Annotated in this window: 14 protein-coding genes; 11 read left to right on the top strand and 3 right to left on the bottom strand. The window is 45.2% G+C overall.

The features are described 5' to 3' along the window. Positions 1-2: 2 nt before the first annotated feature. The 5 genes from ACTXGK_RS27135 to ACTXGK_RS27115 all read left to right on the top strand — a co-directional run bounded on the left by ACTXGK_RS27135 (position 3) and on the right by ACTXGK_RS27115 (position 5,200). Positions 3-965, top strand: coding sequence for an ABC transporter ATP-binding protein (locus ACTXGK_RS27135; RefSeq protein WP_443517464.1), 963 nt, complete (start codon positions 3-5; stop codon positions 963-965). Positions 966-994: 29 nt separating this feature from the next. Beyond that, complete coding sequence (locus tag ACTXGK_RS27130) at positions 995-1,768, top strand: ABC transporter permease (protein WP_057762348.1); 774 nt, start codon at positions 995-997, stop codon at positions 1,766-1,768. Positions 1,769-2,074: 306 nt separating this feature from the next. Beyond that, entirely contained in the window at positions 2,075-3,112 is a 1,038-nt protein-coding gene (locus ACTXGK_RS27125; protein WP_443517463.1) for a FecCD family ABC transporter permease, read from the top strand. Next, entirely contained in the window at positions 3,109-4,377 is a 1,269-nt protein-coding gene (locus tag ACTXGK_RS27120) for an ABC transporter substrate-binding protein (RefSeq protein ID WP_443517462.1), read from the top strand. Before ACTXGK_RS27125 ends, ACTXGK_RS27120 begins: the two co-directional genes overlap by 4 nt. 46 nt (positions 4,378-4,423) lie before the next feature. Beyond that, positions 4,424-5,200: an ABC transporter ATP-binding protein gene (locus ACTXGK_RS27115; RefSeq protein ID WP_443517461.1), complete on the top strand. Its 777-nt coding sequence runs from the start codon at positions 4,424-4,426 to the stop codon at positions 5,198-5,200. Positions 5,201-5,211: 11 nt separating this feature from the next. On the opposite strand, the gene ACTXGK_RS27110 is transcribed toward ACTXGK_RS27115, so the two are convergent. Then, positions 5,212-6,087 (bottom strand): DMT family transporter, encoded by an 876-nt coding sequence (locus ACTXGK_RS27110; protein WP_443517460.1) that lies wholly within the window; start codon positions 6,085-6,087, stop codon positions 5,212-5,214. Positions 6,088-6,367: 280 nt separating this feature from the next. On the opposite strand from ACTXGK_RS27110, the gene queF reads away from it, so the two are divergent. Next, the gene (gene queF, locus ACTXGK_RS27105) at positions 6,368-7,237 is read left to right on the top strand and encodes an NADPH-dependent 7-cyano-7-deazaguanine reductase QueF (RefSeq protein ID WP_443517459.1); all 870 of its coding nucleotides are present in this window, start codon (positions 6,368-6,370) and stop codon (positions 7,235-7,237) included. Positions 7,238-7,351: 114 nt separating this feature from the next. On the opposite strand, the gene ACTXGK_RS27100 is transcribed toward queF, so the two are convergent. Continuing rightward, entirely contained in the window at positions 7,352-9,070 is a 1,719-nt protein-coding gene (locus ACTXGK_RS27100; RefSeq protein WP_443517458.1) for a proline--tRNA ligase, read from the bottom strand. Positions 9,071-9,648: 578 nt separating this feature from the next. On the opposite strand from ACTXGK_RS27100, the gene ACTXGK_RS27095 reads away from it, so the two are divergent. After that, positions 9,649-10,392 (top strand): DUF4230 domain-containing protein, encoded by a 744-nt coding sequence (locus tag ACTXGK_RS27095; protein ID WP_443517457.1) that lies wholly within the window; start codon positions 9,649-9,651, stop codon positions 10,390-10,392. Position 10,393: 1 nt separating this feature from the next. Here the strand turns inward: ACTXGK_RS27095 and ACTXGK_RS27090 are convergent, their stop codons facing one another. Beyond that, positions 10,394-12,013: a cryptochrome/photolyase family protein gene (locus tag ACTXGK_RS27090; protein WP_443517456.1), complete on the bottom strand. Its 1,620-nt coding sequence runs from the start codon at positions 12,011-12,013 to the stop codon at positions 10,394-10,396. Between the two features lie 201 nt (positions 12,014-12,214). Between ACTXGK_RS27090 and ACTXGK_RS27085 the strand changes: the two genes are divergently transcribed. From ACTXGK_RS27085 to accD, 4 genes are all read left to right on the top strand, one after another. Further along, positions 12,215-12,886, top strand: coding sequence for a phosphoribosylanthranilate isomerase (locus ACTXGK_RS27085; protein WP_443517455.1), 672 nt, complete (start codon positions 12,215-12,217; stop codon positions 12,884-12,886). 135 nt (positions 12,887-13,021) lie between these two features. Next, the gene (gene trpB, locus ACTXGK_RS27080; RefSeq protein WP_443517454.1) at positions 13,022-14,296 is read left to right on the top strand and encodes a tryptophan synthase subunit beta; all 1,275 of its coding nucleotides are present in this window, start codon (positions 13,022-13,024) and stop codon (positions 14,294-14,296) included. Positions 14,297-14,424: 128 nt separating this feature from the next. After that, a complete protein-coding gene (gene trpA / locus ACTXGK_RS27075; protein WP_201599187.1) occupies positions 14,425-15,249 on the top strand; it encodes a tryptophan synthase subunit alpha in 825 nt (274 codons plus the stop codon). A gap of 499 nt (positions 15,250-15,748) precedes the next feature. Next, entirely contained in the window at positions 15,749-16,693 is a 945-nt protein-coding gene (gene accD, locus ACTXGK_RS27070; RefSeq protein ID WP_197496777.1) for an acetyl-CoA carboxylase, carboxyltransferase subunit beta, read from the top strand. Positions 16,694-16,765 lie beyond the last annotated feature (72 nt).

Raw genomic sequence — 16,765 nt, 5'->3', positions numbered from 1 at the left:
TCATGTCTGATGTACCAGCACTTTCTATCCAAGGCTTATCCAAAACCTATGACAATGGGTTTTCGGCATTAAAAGGGGTTGATTTAACCGTACCACAAGGGGGGTTTTTTGCATTACTTGGGCCAAATGGCGCAGGTAAATCTACCATGATTGGTATTATTAGCTCACTATTTAAGCCAACCACAGGTAGTGTGCATATTTTTGGCACCGATCTATTAGAGAACCCTTCGATTGCCAAACAGTACCTTGGCGTTGTACCACAAGAATTTAATTTCAACATGTTTGAAAAAGTCGAAGATATTTTGATCACTCAGGCAGGTTACTTTGGTATTCCAGCGAAAGAAGCCAAGCCAAGAGCAAAAAGGCTACTGACAGCACTGGGGCTTTGGGATAAGCGTGACAGCAAATCACGCGAATTGTCTGGCGGCATGAAACGCCGTCTGATGATTGCGCGAGCGTTGATTCATAAGCCAAAATTATTGATTCTCGATGAGCCAACCGCTGGTGTCGATATCGAGCTGCGCCGCTCGATGTGGGAATTTATGCAGCAGATCAATATCGAAGAAAATACCACGATTATTCTAACGACTCATTATCTTGAAGAAGCCGAGCAGTTGTGTAAGCGCATTGCGATCTTGGATCACGGTGAGATTCGTATTAATACAGAAATGAAAGATTTATTGGCGCAGTTATCTGTAGAGACGTTTGTCTTTGATCTAGAGACGCCGCTCATCGAGCAATTGGCTTTGACCGGAGTGACAGATATCTCACAGCCAGATGAGCAGACGCTAGAAGTCACCTTGACAGAAGGCGAGTCATTAAATGGCGTTTTTGATCAGTTGTCTGATAAAGGCATCAAAGTCGGCAGTATGCGTAATAAAGCCAACCGTCTAGAAGAGTTGTTTATGCGCTTGGTTGACAAAAATATTGAAAGTGCAAACAGCATGAAGGAGGCGGGATTATGAGTCAGGAACTAATCGATCATAATAAAACGATGTCACTGAGTAAAAAGTGGATTGCATTTCGTACTATTTGGTTCAAAGAAGTGCGCCGTATTCTGCGTATTTGGCCGCAGACGCTATTACCGCCAGTGATTACGATGAGCTTGTACTTTGTCATCTTTGGTAAAATGATTGGCTCGCGCGTGGGTGAGATGGGCGGTGTGCCCTACATGCAGTTTATCGTACCAGGTTTGATCATGATGTCGATCATTACCAACAGTTACTCGAACGTGGTTTCGAGCTTTTTTAGTGCCAAATTCACGTCTAGTATTGAAGAGCTTTTGGTCTCGCCTGTTTCCAAACATGCGATTTTGATGGGTTATATCAGCGGTGGTATTTTCCGTGGACTCGCCATCGGTGTCATTGTTTCGATTGTCGCGCTTTTCTTCACTGACCTTGGTATCGAGCATTTATTTGTCACTGTATTTACGGTACTTGGTACGTCTATTTTGTTCTCACTCGGCGGTTTTATCAATGCCGTGTTTGCGCGCTCATTTGATGATATCTCTATCATTCCAAGCTTTGTATTGACCCCGCTGACCTATCTTGGCGGCGTGTTTTATTCGATGGAAAACTTATCACCATTTTGGCAAAACATCTCGCTACTGAATCCTATTGTCTATATGGTCAACTCGTTCCGTTACGGTATCTTGGGCTATTCTGATGTCAATGTCTGGTATTCGATGGCAGCGATTTTTGTGTTCTGTGCGATATTTTATACCATTGCTTATCGCTTGCTCAGTAACGGTTCGCGCGTGCGTTTGTAGTTTGCTTTATCGTCTGAACTGCTGATTATCAGTAGTTTGACGCTTTCTCTTTTTTCTTACTCAATTTGGTCGCATTATTTTTCGGATAGGTGTGTAGGTCTTGGTAATTTCTTTTGTGATAAAAGGAGGCGCCAGTCTTATCATGCCTATCCGTTTTTTTTGAATAAAATGACACTTGTTGTATAAATGCATGGTTGATCCGTAGAAAGATAAGCTATTAATTGCGAATAGTCCTCATTAGCATTATACTTCTCATTTTTTAAGACAAAAGGTAGCCTCCGGTTACCTTGGTAATTGAGACACTAAATGACCCAATCAGTCAGCGAACAAATCATTCGACAGCAACGTCGCATAGAATCGAAACGCCGATTGGTGTTGTTGGCACTTGCGGTAGCGTGTGTCGTGGGTCTGGTGCTGGATGTAATGACAGGGCCTTCCATGCTACCGATGGGAGAGGTGATTAGCTCGCTATTGCAGCTAAGCGGTGTAGATGATACCTCGCATACCATCGTTTATGATTTGCGCCTGCCTATTGCGTTTATGGCTTTGCTAGTAGGGGCGTCACTCGGTGCCGGTGGTGCTGAGATGCAGACACTGCTTAATAATCCGATGGCAAGTCCTTATACGTTAGGGCTTGCGGCAGCAGCAGGATTTGGCGCCTCCCTAGTCATTGCGTTTGGTAGTTTTGGTTTGCCACTACAATATGCTGTGCCTATTGGGGCATTTTCGATGACGATGATCGCCTCTGCGGTGCTGTTTTTGTTTGCGTCATTGCGACAGTTTGCGGCAGCTACACTGATATTAGTGGGTATCGCCCTGTTATTCATTTTTCAGTCACTATTGTCATTGGTGCAATTTACCGCATCAGCTGAGGTCTCCCAGCAAATTTTGTTTTGGCTATTCGGTAGTTTAACCAAATCTACTTGGTCCAATGTGTCGGTGGTCGCTGTCGTAAGTGGCATTTGCATTACCCTACTGATGCGCGACAATTGGAAATTAACCGCGCTAAGATTGGGCGAACAGAGGGCATCAGCACTTGGTGTCAATATCACGCGACTGCGTATTAAAACCTTGATTTTAGTGGCGATGATGACGGCAACAGCGATTAGCTTTGTCGGGGTGATTGGCTTTATCGGTTTGGTGGCACCGCACGTAGCACGGCTGCTCGTTGGTGAAGACCAACGTTATTTTTTGCCCGCGACCATGCTCGCAGGTGCAGCGTTTTTATCATTCTCATCGGTGTTATCTAAAGTGATTGTCCCAGGCGCATTGTTTCCGGTTGGGATTGTCACGTCGTTTGTGGGTGTACCCTTTTTATTCTGGATTATTTGGACTAAGCGATGAAAAACTGGATTTGTGGGACAGTGGCAGTAGGTTTAATGTTAACGACGTTAACTGCCCATGCAGAAATCAAAACCATTAATGATGTGCTAGGACGCGACGTTCAAGTCGATGTACCTGCTAAGCGCGTGGTATTAGGGTTCTATTATCCTGATTATATTGCAGCGACAGGCTCGGAAAAATTTGGGCAGGTGGTGGGTATTTCACGAGAGTTTTGGGAAGATTTTAATCCGGGTAGTTGGGAATTATATAGCGAAAAATTACCAAATCTAAATAGCATTGGCGATATTGGCAATATCGATAGAGGCACGTTTTCTTTCGAAAAAACCTTGGCAATGAAGCCCGATGTGGTAGTGTTAGCAAAATGGCAATATGACACCCTAAAGGCTGAGATGCCCCGTTTTGAAGCGGCAAATATTCCGGTTGTCGTGGTTGATTATAATGACCAAACGGTAAAAAACCATGTCAAAAGCACCGAGATTTTTGGACAATTGGCAGGTAGCGAGCAACGCGCTGACCAAGCGGCGCAAGAATATGCTGACGGCATCGCAGATATTCAGAAACGCGTACAAGCCGCAGCGCTACCTAAGCCCAAAATCTATATGGAGTTTGGTGACAAAGGTCCGCAAGAGCATAGCTTCACCTTTGGTAAAAACATGTGGGGCGCGATTGCAGACACGGTAGGTGGTGATAATATCAGTAGACCCTTCATCGAAGACTGGGGCGTCATTAACCCCGAGCAAGTTTTGGTGAGTAAACCTGACGTTATTATGATCTCAGGCACCGAAGTGGGCATGAAACAGCCTAATGCGATGGCAATGGGAATTGATATCCCAACTGATGAAGCCCAGCGTCGTCTAAAAGGCTTTACCACCCGTAGTGGTTGGGAAGATCTGCCCGCAGTGAAGAACAACCGCGTATATGGCATTTATCACACGACGTCTCGCTCGTTGTCTGATTTGGCAGCCGCACAATTTATGGCAAAAGCGTTATATCCTACAGCCTTTGCTGATGTCGACCCTGAAAAAACATACATGGATTTTCACGAAAAGTATTTGCCAGTCAAGCCTAACGGTACGTTTTTTATCCAGCTAGGCTGTGGAGCAAGTATTTGTGACGACAATGCTAACGTTCAAGCAAAAGATCAGGGCAACGCATCAACCGCTGCGACCCAAGCCGATCCGGCTGCCAATATGTCTGAAAACGCCCCTGAAAATGTGTCGTGGTTTACTAAGCTCATGAATTGGTTCGGCAGTTTATTTGCTTAAGTAGAGACATGCCCTAGTTTTTGATAATTTGATAGAAGAAGTCGCTATGCTCAAACTTAACCGTTTAACTATCCAATATGGCTCGCACACCGTTGCTAGGGAGATTGATGCCCAGTTTGAATCGGGCAAGATTTACACCATTTTGGGAGCAAATGGGGCAGGTAAGTCGAGTTTGCTCAAAGCGATTTTTGGCGAGTTGGCATTTTCTGGCGCTATTGACTATCAGGGCAAAGCTCAGAGCAAAGCTCATCTAAATGTATGGCGAAAACCTATTGCCTATATGCCGCAAGACAGCCACACCGACGCTGAGTTGACTACCCTTGAAGTGGTATTGCTCGGACGCATGGATGCCTTGAGCCGTCATATTGGCGATGAACTATTAACAGAAGCGGTCGAATTATTGGCAGAGTTGAATATTTCTCATTTGGCACATCGTCCGATCCACTTATTGAGTGGCGGACAGCGGCAACTGGCGATGTTTGCTCAAGCCTTACTGCGCCGTCCCAAGATTTTGCTGCTCGATGAACCTGTCTCCGCACTGGACATGGCACATCAAATCAATCTATTGGACAAAGTGAGCCATTATACTCAGCAGCACCAACTGATTTGTATTATGGTGTTGCATGATTTGAGCCTCGCCGCGCAATTCTCAGATGAAGTTTTACTGTTAGCTGATGGCCACATTCATGCTCAGGGTATGCCAAGCGCCGTATTACAATCTGATACTTTACGCCAAGTGTATCACGTGGATATTGAGATTTTGACCAGCCATCAAGGCTTGCCAGTGATTCATCCGTATCGCAAGCAGCTTGCTGGCGTCTGACTCATGCCTGATTAAGAAAGTTTAACGGCTTTTTTGTCAGGTAAGCTGCTGATTACCCCTGCAAAGATGACCGCTACAATACCAAAAACCTCTATCCAGCCAATGCTTTCACCGGCAAAAATGACCCCATAAGCCGCGGAAAACACAACTGTTAAGTAGGACAATGCCGCGACCGTGAATTTTTGCCCCACGTGATAAGCATGCGTCATTGCTAATTGAGCCAGTAGCCCTGCCAAGCCGATACCAATGATGTAAGGCAAACCCGCACTCGTCAAAGCGCTCCAACCAAACCATGTCGCCGCTATGGCTGAGACAATGGTAGCCACTGCCGAAAAGTAAAACACAATCCGCCATGCAGGCTCACCCATTAGGGATAGCTCTCGCACTTGTAGTAGCGCAAACGCTGTAAAAATACCGCCACTTAACGTAATCAAAGTTTCCAACAGTCTGTCGGAGGCGAAGGCAGGTTTTAACATCAAACAAATACCAGCCAATCCCAGTAGCAGCGCGCCCCACGTTTTGAGCGATGGTTTGTCTTTGAGCCAAAAAATAGATAGCAAAGCAATAAAGACGACAGAGGTGTAGTTCAGCGTCACAGACGTTGCGAGCGGTAAATGGCCCAAACCATAAAACGCCAGTAATAGTGCCGTTGTGCCTGCTAAACTACGCTGCATATGGCCCCAAAAAAAAGGCGTCTTGAGGGTTTTTTTTCGCGCAAGGGTCGTGCCAAAAATGACTAAGGCAGGCAACAAGGAGCGCCAAAACGCCAATTCATATTCATTCATGTGCAAGTGAGTGGCGGCGTTTTTGACCAAAATACTCATCGTAGCAAACAAGAATGCCGCAATAACCATCCAGCCTGAGCCTAGAGAAATTCTTTTTATCATAAGTAGCGATAAGCAAAAAGAGGCAATTGTACCATTCCACGTGATATGCTTTTTGATTAATTTAGAGCATCAATAAGGGTGGTATCTGAACTAGGGAAGACAATATTTAATGACGTGAAATCAAAAAATAAAAGGGAATGTCGGCTTATCCTCATTGGCTAAGGCGGTGACAGCCGCAAGTATACAAAAGGCGCACACAGACAGGCCAATTGCGGTAAAATAGCGACCTATCAATATTACGTACATTATTTAGCAACTTATTTAGCAGTTAGGGCCGTTTATGAGTATTCATGGTATTTTAGGAGAACAAACCACCGATTATCCGACTGAGTATAGCCCAGAGACGCTATATCCTATTGCACGTAGCATGGGACGTGATGCGATTGGTTGGGACGCTGACAAACTAACGGTCGGCGTAGATTGGTGGCAGGCATTCGAGATCTCTTGGTTAAATCTGCAAGGTATTTCGCAAGTGGCGATGGCTCGGTTAAGTATTCCTGCCAGCTCCCCATTTATTGTAGAGTCAAAATCGCTCAAGCTATATTTGAACAGCATCAATTTTACTGAGTTCGCCAGTTGGAATGACGTGCAAACATTGATCGCTAAAGACTTGTCAGGCTGCTTGCAAGCGGAAGTACAGGTGGAATTATTTACGCTGAATGATGCAGCAAGCCTGCTAATAGCCCAGCCAACAGGTATTTGTATTGATGACGCATTGGCAGGTAGTACGGGAAAAATCGCGTTAACTGAGCATCCTGATGCATCACTGTTGAGTAATGATGAAACAGAAAAGAGTAGTGAGTGTGTGGCAAATAACAGCAATCAGCCTTATGTTTTTTATTCTAATCTGCTGCGTAGCAATTGCCCTGTGACCAATCAGCCAGATTGGGGCACACTAGCCGTGTCGATAATAACTGAAAAGATTGTCAATAATGCGGATATGCTCCGTTATATATTGAGTTTCCGTCAGCATAACGGCTTTCATGAGCAGTGTGTTGAGCAGATATTTGCAGATTTGAGCGAGCATTATAAGCCAAGTGAGTTGATGGTTCGTGCATGGTATACACGTCGCGGCGGTATTGATATCAATCCTTGCCGTGTCAGTGATATGGCACTATTGCCTGCGCCGAGTCGCCTGATTCGCCAATAATTTATGAGTCGTACAAAAAAAGCGCCTATCTCATCAAATGGGATAGGCGCTTTTTTATGCATCAAATCAAACACTGACATTCAGTTTATTGACATGTCATGCTTGGACTGCGATTTACTCACAGCCAAGTTTTGCCAGTAGTTCGTCACGGCTGAGCAACTCTTTTTCACCGTCACGGCGATTGACATATTCGTACTTGTCTTCAGCGATGTTACGATCAGACACGACGATACGGTGCGGGATACCAATCAATTCTAAATCAGCAAACTTCACTCCTGGGCGTTCGTTACGATCGTCCAGTAGGATGTTGACACCTTTGGCCTTTAGCGTCTCATAAAGCTCAGTGGCAGTCTGCATGACCGTCTCTTCTTTTGACTTCATCGGTACGATAGCCACTTCAAAAGGCGCAAGTGAGTCTTTTACATCAGGTGTTTGTGGCCACATGATACCGTTATCATCGTGGTTTTGCTCGATGGCAGCAGCGATGATGCGGCTGACGCCAATACCATAGCAACCCATCATCAAGGTCACAGGTTTGCCAGCTTCGCCTGAGACGCTGCAGCCAAGTGCTTGTGAGTACTTATCACCTAACTGGAAAATATGACCAACTTCGATACCGCGTTTGATTTGTAGGGTTCCCTGACCATCAGGTGAGGCGTCGCCTTCGAGCACGTTGCGGATATCAACGATGCGCGTGATGTGCGCGTCACGATCCCAATTGACTCCGGTTGTGTGTTTGTTGACTTCGTTGGCACCAGCGACAAAATCAGAGAGAATAGCAGCTGCGCGATCGACGAACACAGGTATGTCTAGATCGACACCGATATAGCCCTTAAGTAGTCCTGCGGCTTTCAGCTCTTCTTCGCTCGCCATAGTCAGCGGCGTGTTTACTTCTTCGATTTTTTCCGCTTTGATATCATTGAGCGTATGATCGCCACGCAGTACCAGCGCGACCAACTGCTCTTCGCCTTCTGGCGTATGACCTTGAACAATTAAGGTTTTCACGGTGGTGGCAAGTGGAATGTCTAAATGCTCAGCAACTGCTTCGCAGGTTGGCATGTTAACGGTATCAACGTTGGTTAATTCTTGGGTCGCAGGCTGACGCTCGCCCGTGCTAATGGCTTCAGCAAGCTCAATATTGGCGGCATAGTCAGAGATGGTGGAGAAGGCAATGTCATCTTCGCCACTGTCTGCCAAAACATGAAACTCATGTGAGGCAAAGCCGCCGATAGAGCCTGAATCCGCTTGTACCGCGCGAAAGTCAAAACCCAAACGGCTAAAGATGCGAGTATAGGCGTCGTACATATCTCGATAAGTCTCGGCAAGTGAGGCTTGATCGATATGAAACGAGTAAGCATCTTTCATGGTAAATTCGCGTGCGCGCATCACACCAAAGCGTGGACGAATCTCGTCACGGAATTTACTTTGAATCTGAAAGAAAGTAATCGGTAGTTGCTTATAACTACGTAGCTCGCCTTTTGCCAGATTGGTGATCACTTCTTCATGCGTTGGACCCAGCACAAAGTCACGATCATGACGGTCTTTAAAGCGCAGTAGCTCAGGGCCATAGTCTTCAAAGCGTCCGCTGGTCTGCCATAGTTCAGCAGGCTGCGTCATCGGCATCAGCAATTCTTGCGCGCCGATGTTTTGCATCTCTTCACGAACGATGCGCTCAACCTTTTGCAAAATACGCAGACCCATGGGCAACCAAATATACAATCCAGAAGCGATCTTGCGGATAAGACCAGCACGCACCATCAATTGGCTTGAGGCGATGTCGGCATCACTTGGGGTTTCTTTTAGTGTGGCAAATAAAAATTGACTGGCTTTCATAAATAAAGCGTAACCTTATCAACGATAAAAAAATAAGAAATAGTAGGATGTTGAGCGTATGGCTAATCGTTTCATTGCCGCCGCAAGCTTACCTTTATCACTTAGCAATAATCTAGGGTATTTCCTAGTTACTCACATGCTGGTATAAAAAAGCACATCAGTAAGAACCACTCTTATAACAGCAAACAAGAGAGGCAAATTTGATTTGAGGTATGAACATGCCGAAATGCAATATATTCAGGGCAAAAGCCCGATAATACTAAAAGACTGACATTTTATACATACAATCTGACTATGTTAGGTAAAGTTCGCCTAAGACGCAATGACTTTTTGTCTTTTCAGACCGAACGTTATACAAAGGCTGAGATGAGACTCAAATAATCGAGTTATTTATAAGCTTTTAAGCTAAAGGCAATGTATGTTTTAGAGATTGCCTAATTTACGTATTATGTAGAAGATTGGTAGCCATTACTTGAATTTACTGCACAATAGTCACATTTATAGGTTAAGCGGTTGTTTCAATTACATAAAATCGTTAGTCATCTGAAAAGCGATGCACTCTTACAAAGGTAACTTCTATGAGTAGTCCTGATATGAACAATACCAATGGCACCCACAAGCCAGCGAAGCAGCCTATTGCCACGATGTCTTGGGTAATATTACTCATTGGTTTAGCAGCCATCGTTTTTGCTATTTATAGCGCGCAAAAAATCACAGAAGAAGAACCGATAGAAACCATTACTCGAGAAGGCGTGGTCACACAAATCCAGCAATTAAACAGATTACATACCGTCGCATTCAGCGTCGATACGGTGATTACGAGTGAGCGTCCGGGGAGTTGGATGAAGTTGTGGCAAGATGAACAAAAAGCGCTGTTCATCGCTCATGGCCGCGTCGAAGCAGGGGTTGATCTGAGTGCCTTGACGCCTGAGATGGTACAAGTCATTCAGCCTACTCAGACTATGGCTGATGCAGAGGATGAGCAAGCAGCGAATAATTCACTTGCCTCAGCCATGCCTCAAATCAATATTACCTTACCGCCTACAGAGATATTTTCAGTATATTTAGATGATATCGAGATTTATGACTGGCAGACAGGCGCTTTTGGCATGATGCAAGTTGATCCTAAGATATTGGCGCAAGCACAAATCATGGCAAAAAAAGAAGTGCTAGAGCGTGCCTGCCGAGGAGATGTCATGAATATGGCGCTGCAAAATGCCCAAACGCAATTGCAGCAGCTGTTTGCTTTAACGGGTGCGGTCGTGACGGTCAACACGCAGGGTGCAGGCGCATGTCAATTGCCTGCAGCCACTAATAGCTAATTTACTCTTTTTTAAACTCAGCAATGGCGAGCTTACGTACTGATTTATGCTCGACCATCGGCGCAGGGTAGTCCACATCGGCAAACTCCCCACCCTTTGCCAATGCTTTACGCATTTTATCCTCACTATGCAAAGTGCTCGCGGGGATGTCTTTTAGTTCTGGTAGCCACGTTTTGATAAAGATCGCTTTTTTATCATGAGTGCTGCCTTGGCTAAAGGGGTTCATAATACGGAAGTAGGGCGCTGAGTCAGTTCCTGTTGACGCGCTCCATTGCCATCCGCCATTGTTGGAGGCAAAATCCCCATCGATGAGCTGCTGCATAAAGTAGCGCTCACCCAAGCGCCAATCAATCAACAAGTCTTTGGTCAAAAACATCGCCGTGACCATTCTTAGTCGATTGTGCATAAATCCAGTAGCGTTCAGATAGCGCATCGCAGCATCAACGAGTGGCACGCCTGTTCTGCCAGTGCACCAAGATTCAAAATCCTCTTCATCGTATGACCAACTCACTTTGGTGTCAGTGTCCTCTTTATACGCTTTATGGCGAATCAGGTTTGGCTTATCGACCAGCACATGACGATAAAAATCTCGCCAAGCAAGCTCGCTTATCCAACGGTCGATATCTTCATTATCGCCATCATTACCGTGTAGCTTTTCTTGTACTTTGCTGGCTTGTAGATAGCAGAGCCGAGGACTAATGGTGCCTATAGTGAGATAAGCGGATAGCTGACTGGTGGCATGCAGGTGCGGCACATCACGGCTGACATCATAGTCATTGATATCATCATCGACAAACTCATCTAAGCGCTGGCAAGCAGCCGATTCACCCGCAGGGTAGGCATCTCTTGCGGCAGTGAGTTGGGCTTTCATATCGATATGTTGTAACGAGTCCTCTTTTTGTAGCGTCTTTTGATAATCACTAAACATTTCTTTACTGAGGGCTTTGATATCGTCAACTGTATTGGCACTATTTTTCGATGCTTTTAGCTCGATTTTATCATCGCAGTCGACTGCTGGTGCGTCATGCATTTGAATGGTGCTAACGTCTAGCGTATGTCGCCATTTTTTATAGAATGGCGTGAAGACTTTATACATACTATCGCCGTCATTTGTCGTGATACTCAGCGGTGGCAAGATACATTGGTCATGCCAGCGGACAAACTCGATGTCGTCCTTTGCAAGCTGCTCACACAATTGCTCGTCACGATCAATCTCATTGCCTTCGTATTCATGGTTAGCCATGACGCAGCTGATATCGTTGTCCTTGCATAAGCTCGTCAGAGCATCTATACAGTCAGAAAAGCTTGGACAGAGCTGTACCGTTAAAGTGATATTCAGTTGTGATTTCAAATCCTTTGCTAGTATAGGTAATGTACGGGCAATATGATCGACTTGTACTAGAGAGGTGTCATGTTGTTGCCACTGCTCGGGCGTCAAAAAGAATATGGCGGATACCGATGCATTGTCTTCATTAGCCCGCTCGCACAGTGCTGCCAATGCGGTATTATCATGAATGCGCAAATCTCGACGAAACCACATCAAGTAATGCAATGGACTGTCGCTATCGCTACTGTCATTATTTTTATTATTGCTACCATTGTTGTTAGTAGTCTTTGACATCAAAGTATCCCTATATTAATCAATCGCAATCATAAACAAAACTGAGCATAAAAGTATGCTAGGATAAGTTTTTGGATGCAATGGCTTTGCCGTTTGCGTAACAATTTCTCATCATATCTCACGATTTATCTTTAGTCTGACGCTATCTGATGTCGCTATAATCGATGTCAGATTTATGAATATAAAATCCAAGGTCACAAAATGCACGTTAAGTTTTGCGGATTTACTCAGCTTAGTGATATACAGACTGCGGCACAGTTAGGTGCAGACGCAGTCGGTTTGGTGTTTTATCCGCCAAGTCCGCGTGCGGTCACGATAGAGCAAGCACAAACTCTAAGCGCTGCGGTACCTGCTTTCGTCAGCGTGGTGGCGTTAGTGGTTAATATGCCTAAAGATGAGCTAGTCAAATTAGCAAACGATGTACCTTTTGATATCATTCAGTTTCACGGTGATGAAACGGCTGAACAGTGTGAGCAGCTGGCAAGCACAGTCAAGAAACGCTGGGTGAAAGCGCTGCGTATCAATGCAGAGCAAGACACACCCGATAGCGTTCGTGCTCAGATTGCACAGTTTGCTGACGCAGGTGCCAGTAGTATTTTGCTCGATGCGTATCATCAAGCGGCATATGGCGGAACAGGGCAGCGTTTTGACTGGAGTCTCATTCCCCATGACAGCGCGCTACCAATTGTATTGGCTGGTGGTCTTGATGCGCAAAATGTCGCAGAGACATCAAATCTGCCTATCTACGGCGTCGATGTCAGTGGTGGTATCGAGGTTGATAAAGGTAAAAAAGACGCCGCCAAGATGCGTGCCTTTATGAAAGCGGTCAAGCGCGACCGATGGCAAAACGAAACGGTCACTGACGCCATTTAAGTTTGTTATCGTAGGTTGTTTTCTATATATAATAGGCTTATTTGATCGTTATTCCGATTTTTCTGTTCCAATCTTATTTCATTTTTCTCTTTATATTTATTCTAAAAAATACCACTTATTACAGTAGGAATTATCATGAGTCATGTCGCGAACAAAGATTTATCTACTACAGCGCAATCTGTAAACACCTTTACCAATCCTGAAAATGTACAGGATTTTAACCAATATCCCGATGCACGCGGACATTTCGGCGTACATGGTGGACGCTTTGTCTCTGAGACGCTGATGGCGGCATTAGAAGAGCTTGAGACGCTTTATACCAAAGTCAAAGCAGATCCAGCGTTCTGGGAAGAGTACCACAATGATTTGGTTAATTATGTCGGTCGTCCAACACCGCTTTATCATGCCAAACGCTTAAGCGATGAGATCGGCGGCGCGCAAATTTACTTTAAGCGTGAAGACCTAAACCATACAGGCGCGCACAAAGTAAACAACACCATTGGTCAGGCACTGCTTGCCAAGATGTGCGGCAAAAAACGTATCATCGCTGAGACTGGTGCAGGACAGCATGGTGTCGCGACCGCAACGATTGCTGCGCGCTTGGGACTAGAGTGTATCGTCTATATGGGCGCTGACGATGTCGAGCGTCAAAAAATGAACGTCTATCGTATGCGCTTGCTTGGGGCGACAGTCGTGCCGGTTACTTCTGGCTCACGCACGCTAAAAGATGCGATGAACGAAGCCATGCGTGATTGGGTGACCAATGTCGATAGCACCTATTATATTATTGGTACGGTTGCAGGTCCGCATCCTTATCCGCTGTTGGTTCGTGATTTCCAAGCGATCATCGGTAAAGAAGCACGCATTCAGCATTTAGAAAAAACAGGAAAAATGCCAGATGCATTGGTTGCTTGTGTCGGTGGTGGCTCAAATGCTATCGGTTTGTTCTTTGATTTCCTAAACGATACTGATGTCAAAATGTATGGTGTTGAAGCAACAGGTGATGGTATTGAGTCAGGTCGCCATTCAGCGCCATTGGCTGCGGGTCGTATCGGTGTATTACATGGCAACCGTACTTACCTCATGGCAGATGATGATGGCCAGATTCAGGAGACGCATTCTATCTCAGCCGGTCTTGACTATCCTGGTGTTGGTCCAGAGCATAGCTTCTTAAAAGACATGAAGCGCGTTGAGTATGTTGGCTGTACTGACAAAGAAGCGCTAGAAGGCTTCCATGAGTCCACGCGTAAAGAAGGCATCATCCCTGCGCTTGAGACTGCTCATGCTGTCGCTTATGCATTGAAACTGGCTAAAACCATGACGCCTGATCAGACAATTATCGTTAATATGTCAGGTCGCGGTGACAAAGATTTGCATTCAGTCATGCAGGCTGAAGGGATTGAGATGTAGTAACGAGTATTTTATAAGTTGCTAAACTCTCCTTCATACATAAAGAAAATTGCTTAATGCCCTTTACCTAATGCAGATTGCTAAATAAAGGGTTAAGTAAGCCAGTTTATAATAATTAAGAGACCACTATGACCAGAATTGAAAGCACTTTTGAAACTTTAAAATCACAAAATAAAAAAGCCCTGATTCCTTATGTCATGGCAGGCGATCCTAATCCTGCAACGACCGTCGGTCTATTGCATGATTTGGTCAAGCACGGCGCAGATATGATCGAAGTTGGTTTGCCGTTCTCTGATCCGATGGCAGATGGCCCTGTGGTTGCGTTGGCTGGTGAGCGCGCATTAGCAGCAGGTACGAGTACTCGTGATGCGCTAAAAATGGTGGCAGAGTTTCGTCAAACTGATACGCAGACGCCAATTATTTTAATGGGCTATCTTAATCCTGTTGAAATCATCGGCTATGACAACTTTGTGGCGCTATGCGAGCAGTCAGGCGTGGATGGCTTATTGATGGTAGATTTGCCACCAGCCGAGGCGGGCAGCTTTACGCAGCATTTGACTGATCATTCAATGAACGAGATTTTCTTGCTATCGCCAACGACGTTGCCTGAGCGCCGTGAGCAAGTATTGACCCATTGTGGTGGCTATATTTATTATGTGTCGCTAAAAGGCGTGACTGGTTCAGCCACGCTAGATACAGACGACGTTGCCACTCAAGTTCAAGCAATCAAAGCAGAGACAGACTTGCCAGTATGCGTTGGCTTTGGTATTCGTGATGGTGCCTCTGCAAAAGCAATTGGTACTCATGCTGATGGTGTTATCGTGGGTAGTGCATTGGTACAGAATTTTGCAGATATCGATGCCAATGATACCGATGCGGTAGCAAGTGCTCAGCAAAACATCATGGCAAAAATGGATGAGCTGCGTGCAGCTTTAGACAGTCTGAGTGCTTAATACTCATTATCCTAGTATCGCTTTTATTAAGCTAACAGCTGCATGATGTTTTAAGTATCTAATTGAGGCAATTTGATGAAGGTAATAGTTATAAAGGCGATAGCTGGTTTGAAGTAGTTATTTTGAGTAGTTGTCCTTGAATCACGAAGTTAAATGATGGGAATCAATGACTCAAAAACGTTACTGAAAGATGACGTGAAATGACTTTGCTAAATTTAGTTTACGAGTGTAAACTAACATGACTATTATATGGCGTCTGATAGCCGTGGTTTGTCAGTGACTATTGTCAAAAAGTATTTGCCAAAAAGCATTTGTCAAAAAGTCTCAACAAGCACATCATCTATCAACAAGCACCTAACCAAACGATCGACACGTAGGATTGCAACATCAGCGTGTCGCATAATTGCTCATGTTATGACTGGGTTTGACGCTTTGTTTAGACAACCATTAAACTCTCAATGACAAGCGAATGAGCCAACTTGTCAATAAGCCTTTTATGATGGCAAATAATATGACTGATACAGCAACAAAACTCGATAATAATACTGCTAAAGCCGAGCCGAACAGCAACGCGGATAGGCAGTCATGGTTTAACCGTCCTATACCAGGTATCAAGCAGCAATTAACTGCGCAATTGACCGCGGTAGAGACTGAACCGTCGACCAAATGCAGCAATTGTCATTCTGTGATTACCAACACCGCACTGATTTTTAACTGCTATGTATGTCCGCACTGTGATCATCATTTACCGATGAGTGCTCGTGAGCGCTTAAATTGGTTGCTTGATCAAGTAGACGGTGAGACAGGGCAAGAATTTACTGCCAAAGATCCGCTAAGCTTTGTGGATAGCAAGCCATATCCTGCGCGTATGAGCGAAGCACAAGAAAAGACAGGCGAGAGTGAAGCATTAGTTGCCATGTATGGCAAGCTGCGTAATCTTGATATTGTCGCTTGCGCCTTTGATTTCCGTTTTATGGGTGGCTCGATGGGGTCAGTGGTTGGCGACCGTTTTGTACAAGCCGCTGAAAGAGCGCTTGAGCAAAAAGTACCCTTAGTGTGCTTTGCTGCTTCTGGCGGTGCGCGCATGCAAGAAGGTCTGTTATCATTGATGCAAATGGCACGCACGGCGGCAGCGATTGAACGTTTGAGAATCGCGGGCATCCCTTACATCGTGGTATTGACCAATCCCGTCTATGGCGGTGTGACTGCGTCATTGGCCATGCTAGGTGATATCCATTTGGCAGAACCAAAAGCGATGATTGGCTTCGCTGGTAAGCGTGTGATCGAGCAGACCGTGCGTGAGACGTTAGAAGAGCCGTTCCAACGTGCAGAGTTCCTGTTAGAGCATGGCGTCGTAGATGAAGTGGTGCATCGTCATCAACTGATCGATACCATCTATCGTTTGCTCGCAAAGCTGTGCCGTGTACCTAATGTAGATGCTTAACAAGATGTATGGCTCAGTATCATGAGTCAATTATTGAGTGCATAAACGCCTAGCTGCGTGCTAACATCTACT

The organism is Psychrobacter sp. T6-5, from assembly GCF_052258485.2.
Lineage (GTDB): Bacteria > Pseudomonadota > Gammaproteobacteria > Pseudomonadales > Moraxellaceae > Psychrobacter.
Note: the sequence above shows the minus strand (reverse complement) of the source record. Positions and strands in the feature narration are given on the sequence as shown.

Excerpts from the sequence above, each read along its gene's own strand:
- ACTXGK_RS27135 (WP_443517464.1), top strand. The coding sequence starts at position 3 with ATGTCTGATGTACCAGCACTTTCTATCCAAGGCTTATCCAAAACCTAT.
- ACTXGK_RS27130 (WP_057762348.1), top strand. The coding sequence starts at position 995 with ATGTCACTGAGTAAAAAGTGGATTGCATTTCGTACTATTTGGTTCAAA.
- ACTXGK_RS27125 (WP_443517463.1), top strand. The coding sequence starts at position 2,075 with ATGACCCAATCAGTCAGCGAACAAATCATTCGACAGCAACGTCGCATA.
- ACTXGK_RS27120 (WP_443517462.1), top strand. The coding sequence starts at position 3,109 with ATGAAAAACTGGATTTGTGGGACAGTGGCAGTAGGTTTAATGTTAACG.
- ACTXGK_RS27115 (WP_443517461.1), top strand. The coding sequence starts at position 4,424 with ATGCTCAAACTTAACCGTTTAACTATCCAATATGGCTCGCACACCGTT.
- ACTXGK_RS27110 (WP_443517460.1), bottom strand. The coding sequence starts at position 6,087 with ATGATAAAAAGAATTTCTCTAGGCTCAGGCTGGATGGTTATTGCGGCA.
- queF (WP_443517459.1), top strand. The coding sequence starts at position 6,368 with ATGAGTATTCATGGTATTTTAGGAGAACAAACCACCGATTATCCGACT.
- ACTXGK_RS27100 (WP_443517458.1), bottom strand. The coding sequence starts at position 9,070 with ATGAAAGCCAGTCAATTTTTATTTGCCACACTAAAAGAAACCCCAAGT.
- ACTXGK_RS27095 (WP_443517457.1), top strand. The coding sequence starts at position 9,649 with ATGAGTAGTCCTGATATGAACAATACCAATGGCACCCACAAGCCAGCG.
- ACTXGK_RS27090 (WP_443517456.1), bottom strand. The coding sequence starts at position 12,013 with ATGTCAAAGACTACTAACAACAATGGTAGCAATAATAAAAATAATGAC.
- ACTXGK_RS27085 (WP_443517455.1), top strand. The coding sequence starts at position 12,215 with ATGCACGTTAAGTTTTGCGGATTTACTCAGCTTAGTGATATACAGACT.
- trpB (WP_443517454.1), top strand. The coding sequence starts at position 13,022 with ATGAGTCATGTCGCGAACAAAGATTTATCTACTACAGCGCAATCTGTA.
- trpA (WP_201599187.1), top strand. The coding sequence starts at position 14,425 with ATGACCAGAATTGAAAGCACTTTTGAAACTTTAAAATCACAAAATAAA.
- accD (WP_197496777.1), top strand. The coding sequence starts at position 15,749 with ATGGCAAATAATATGACTGATACAGCAACAAAACTCGATAATAATACT.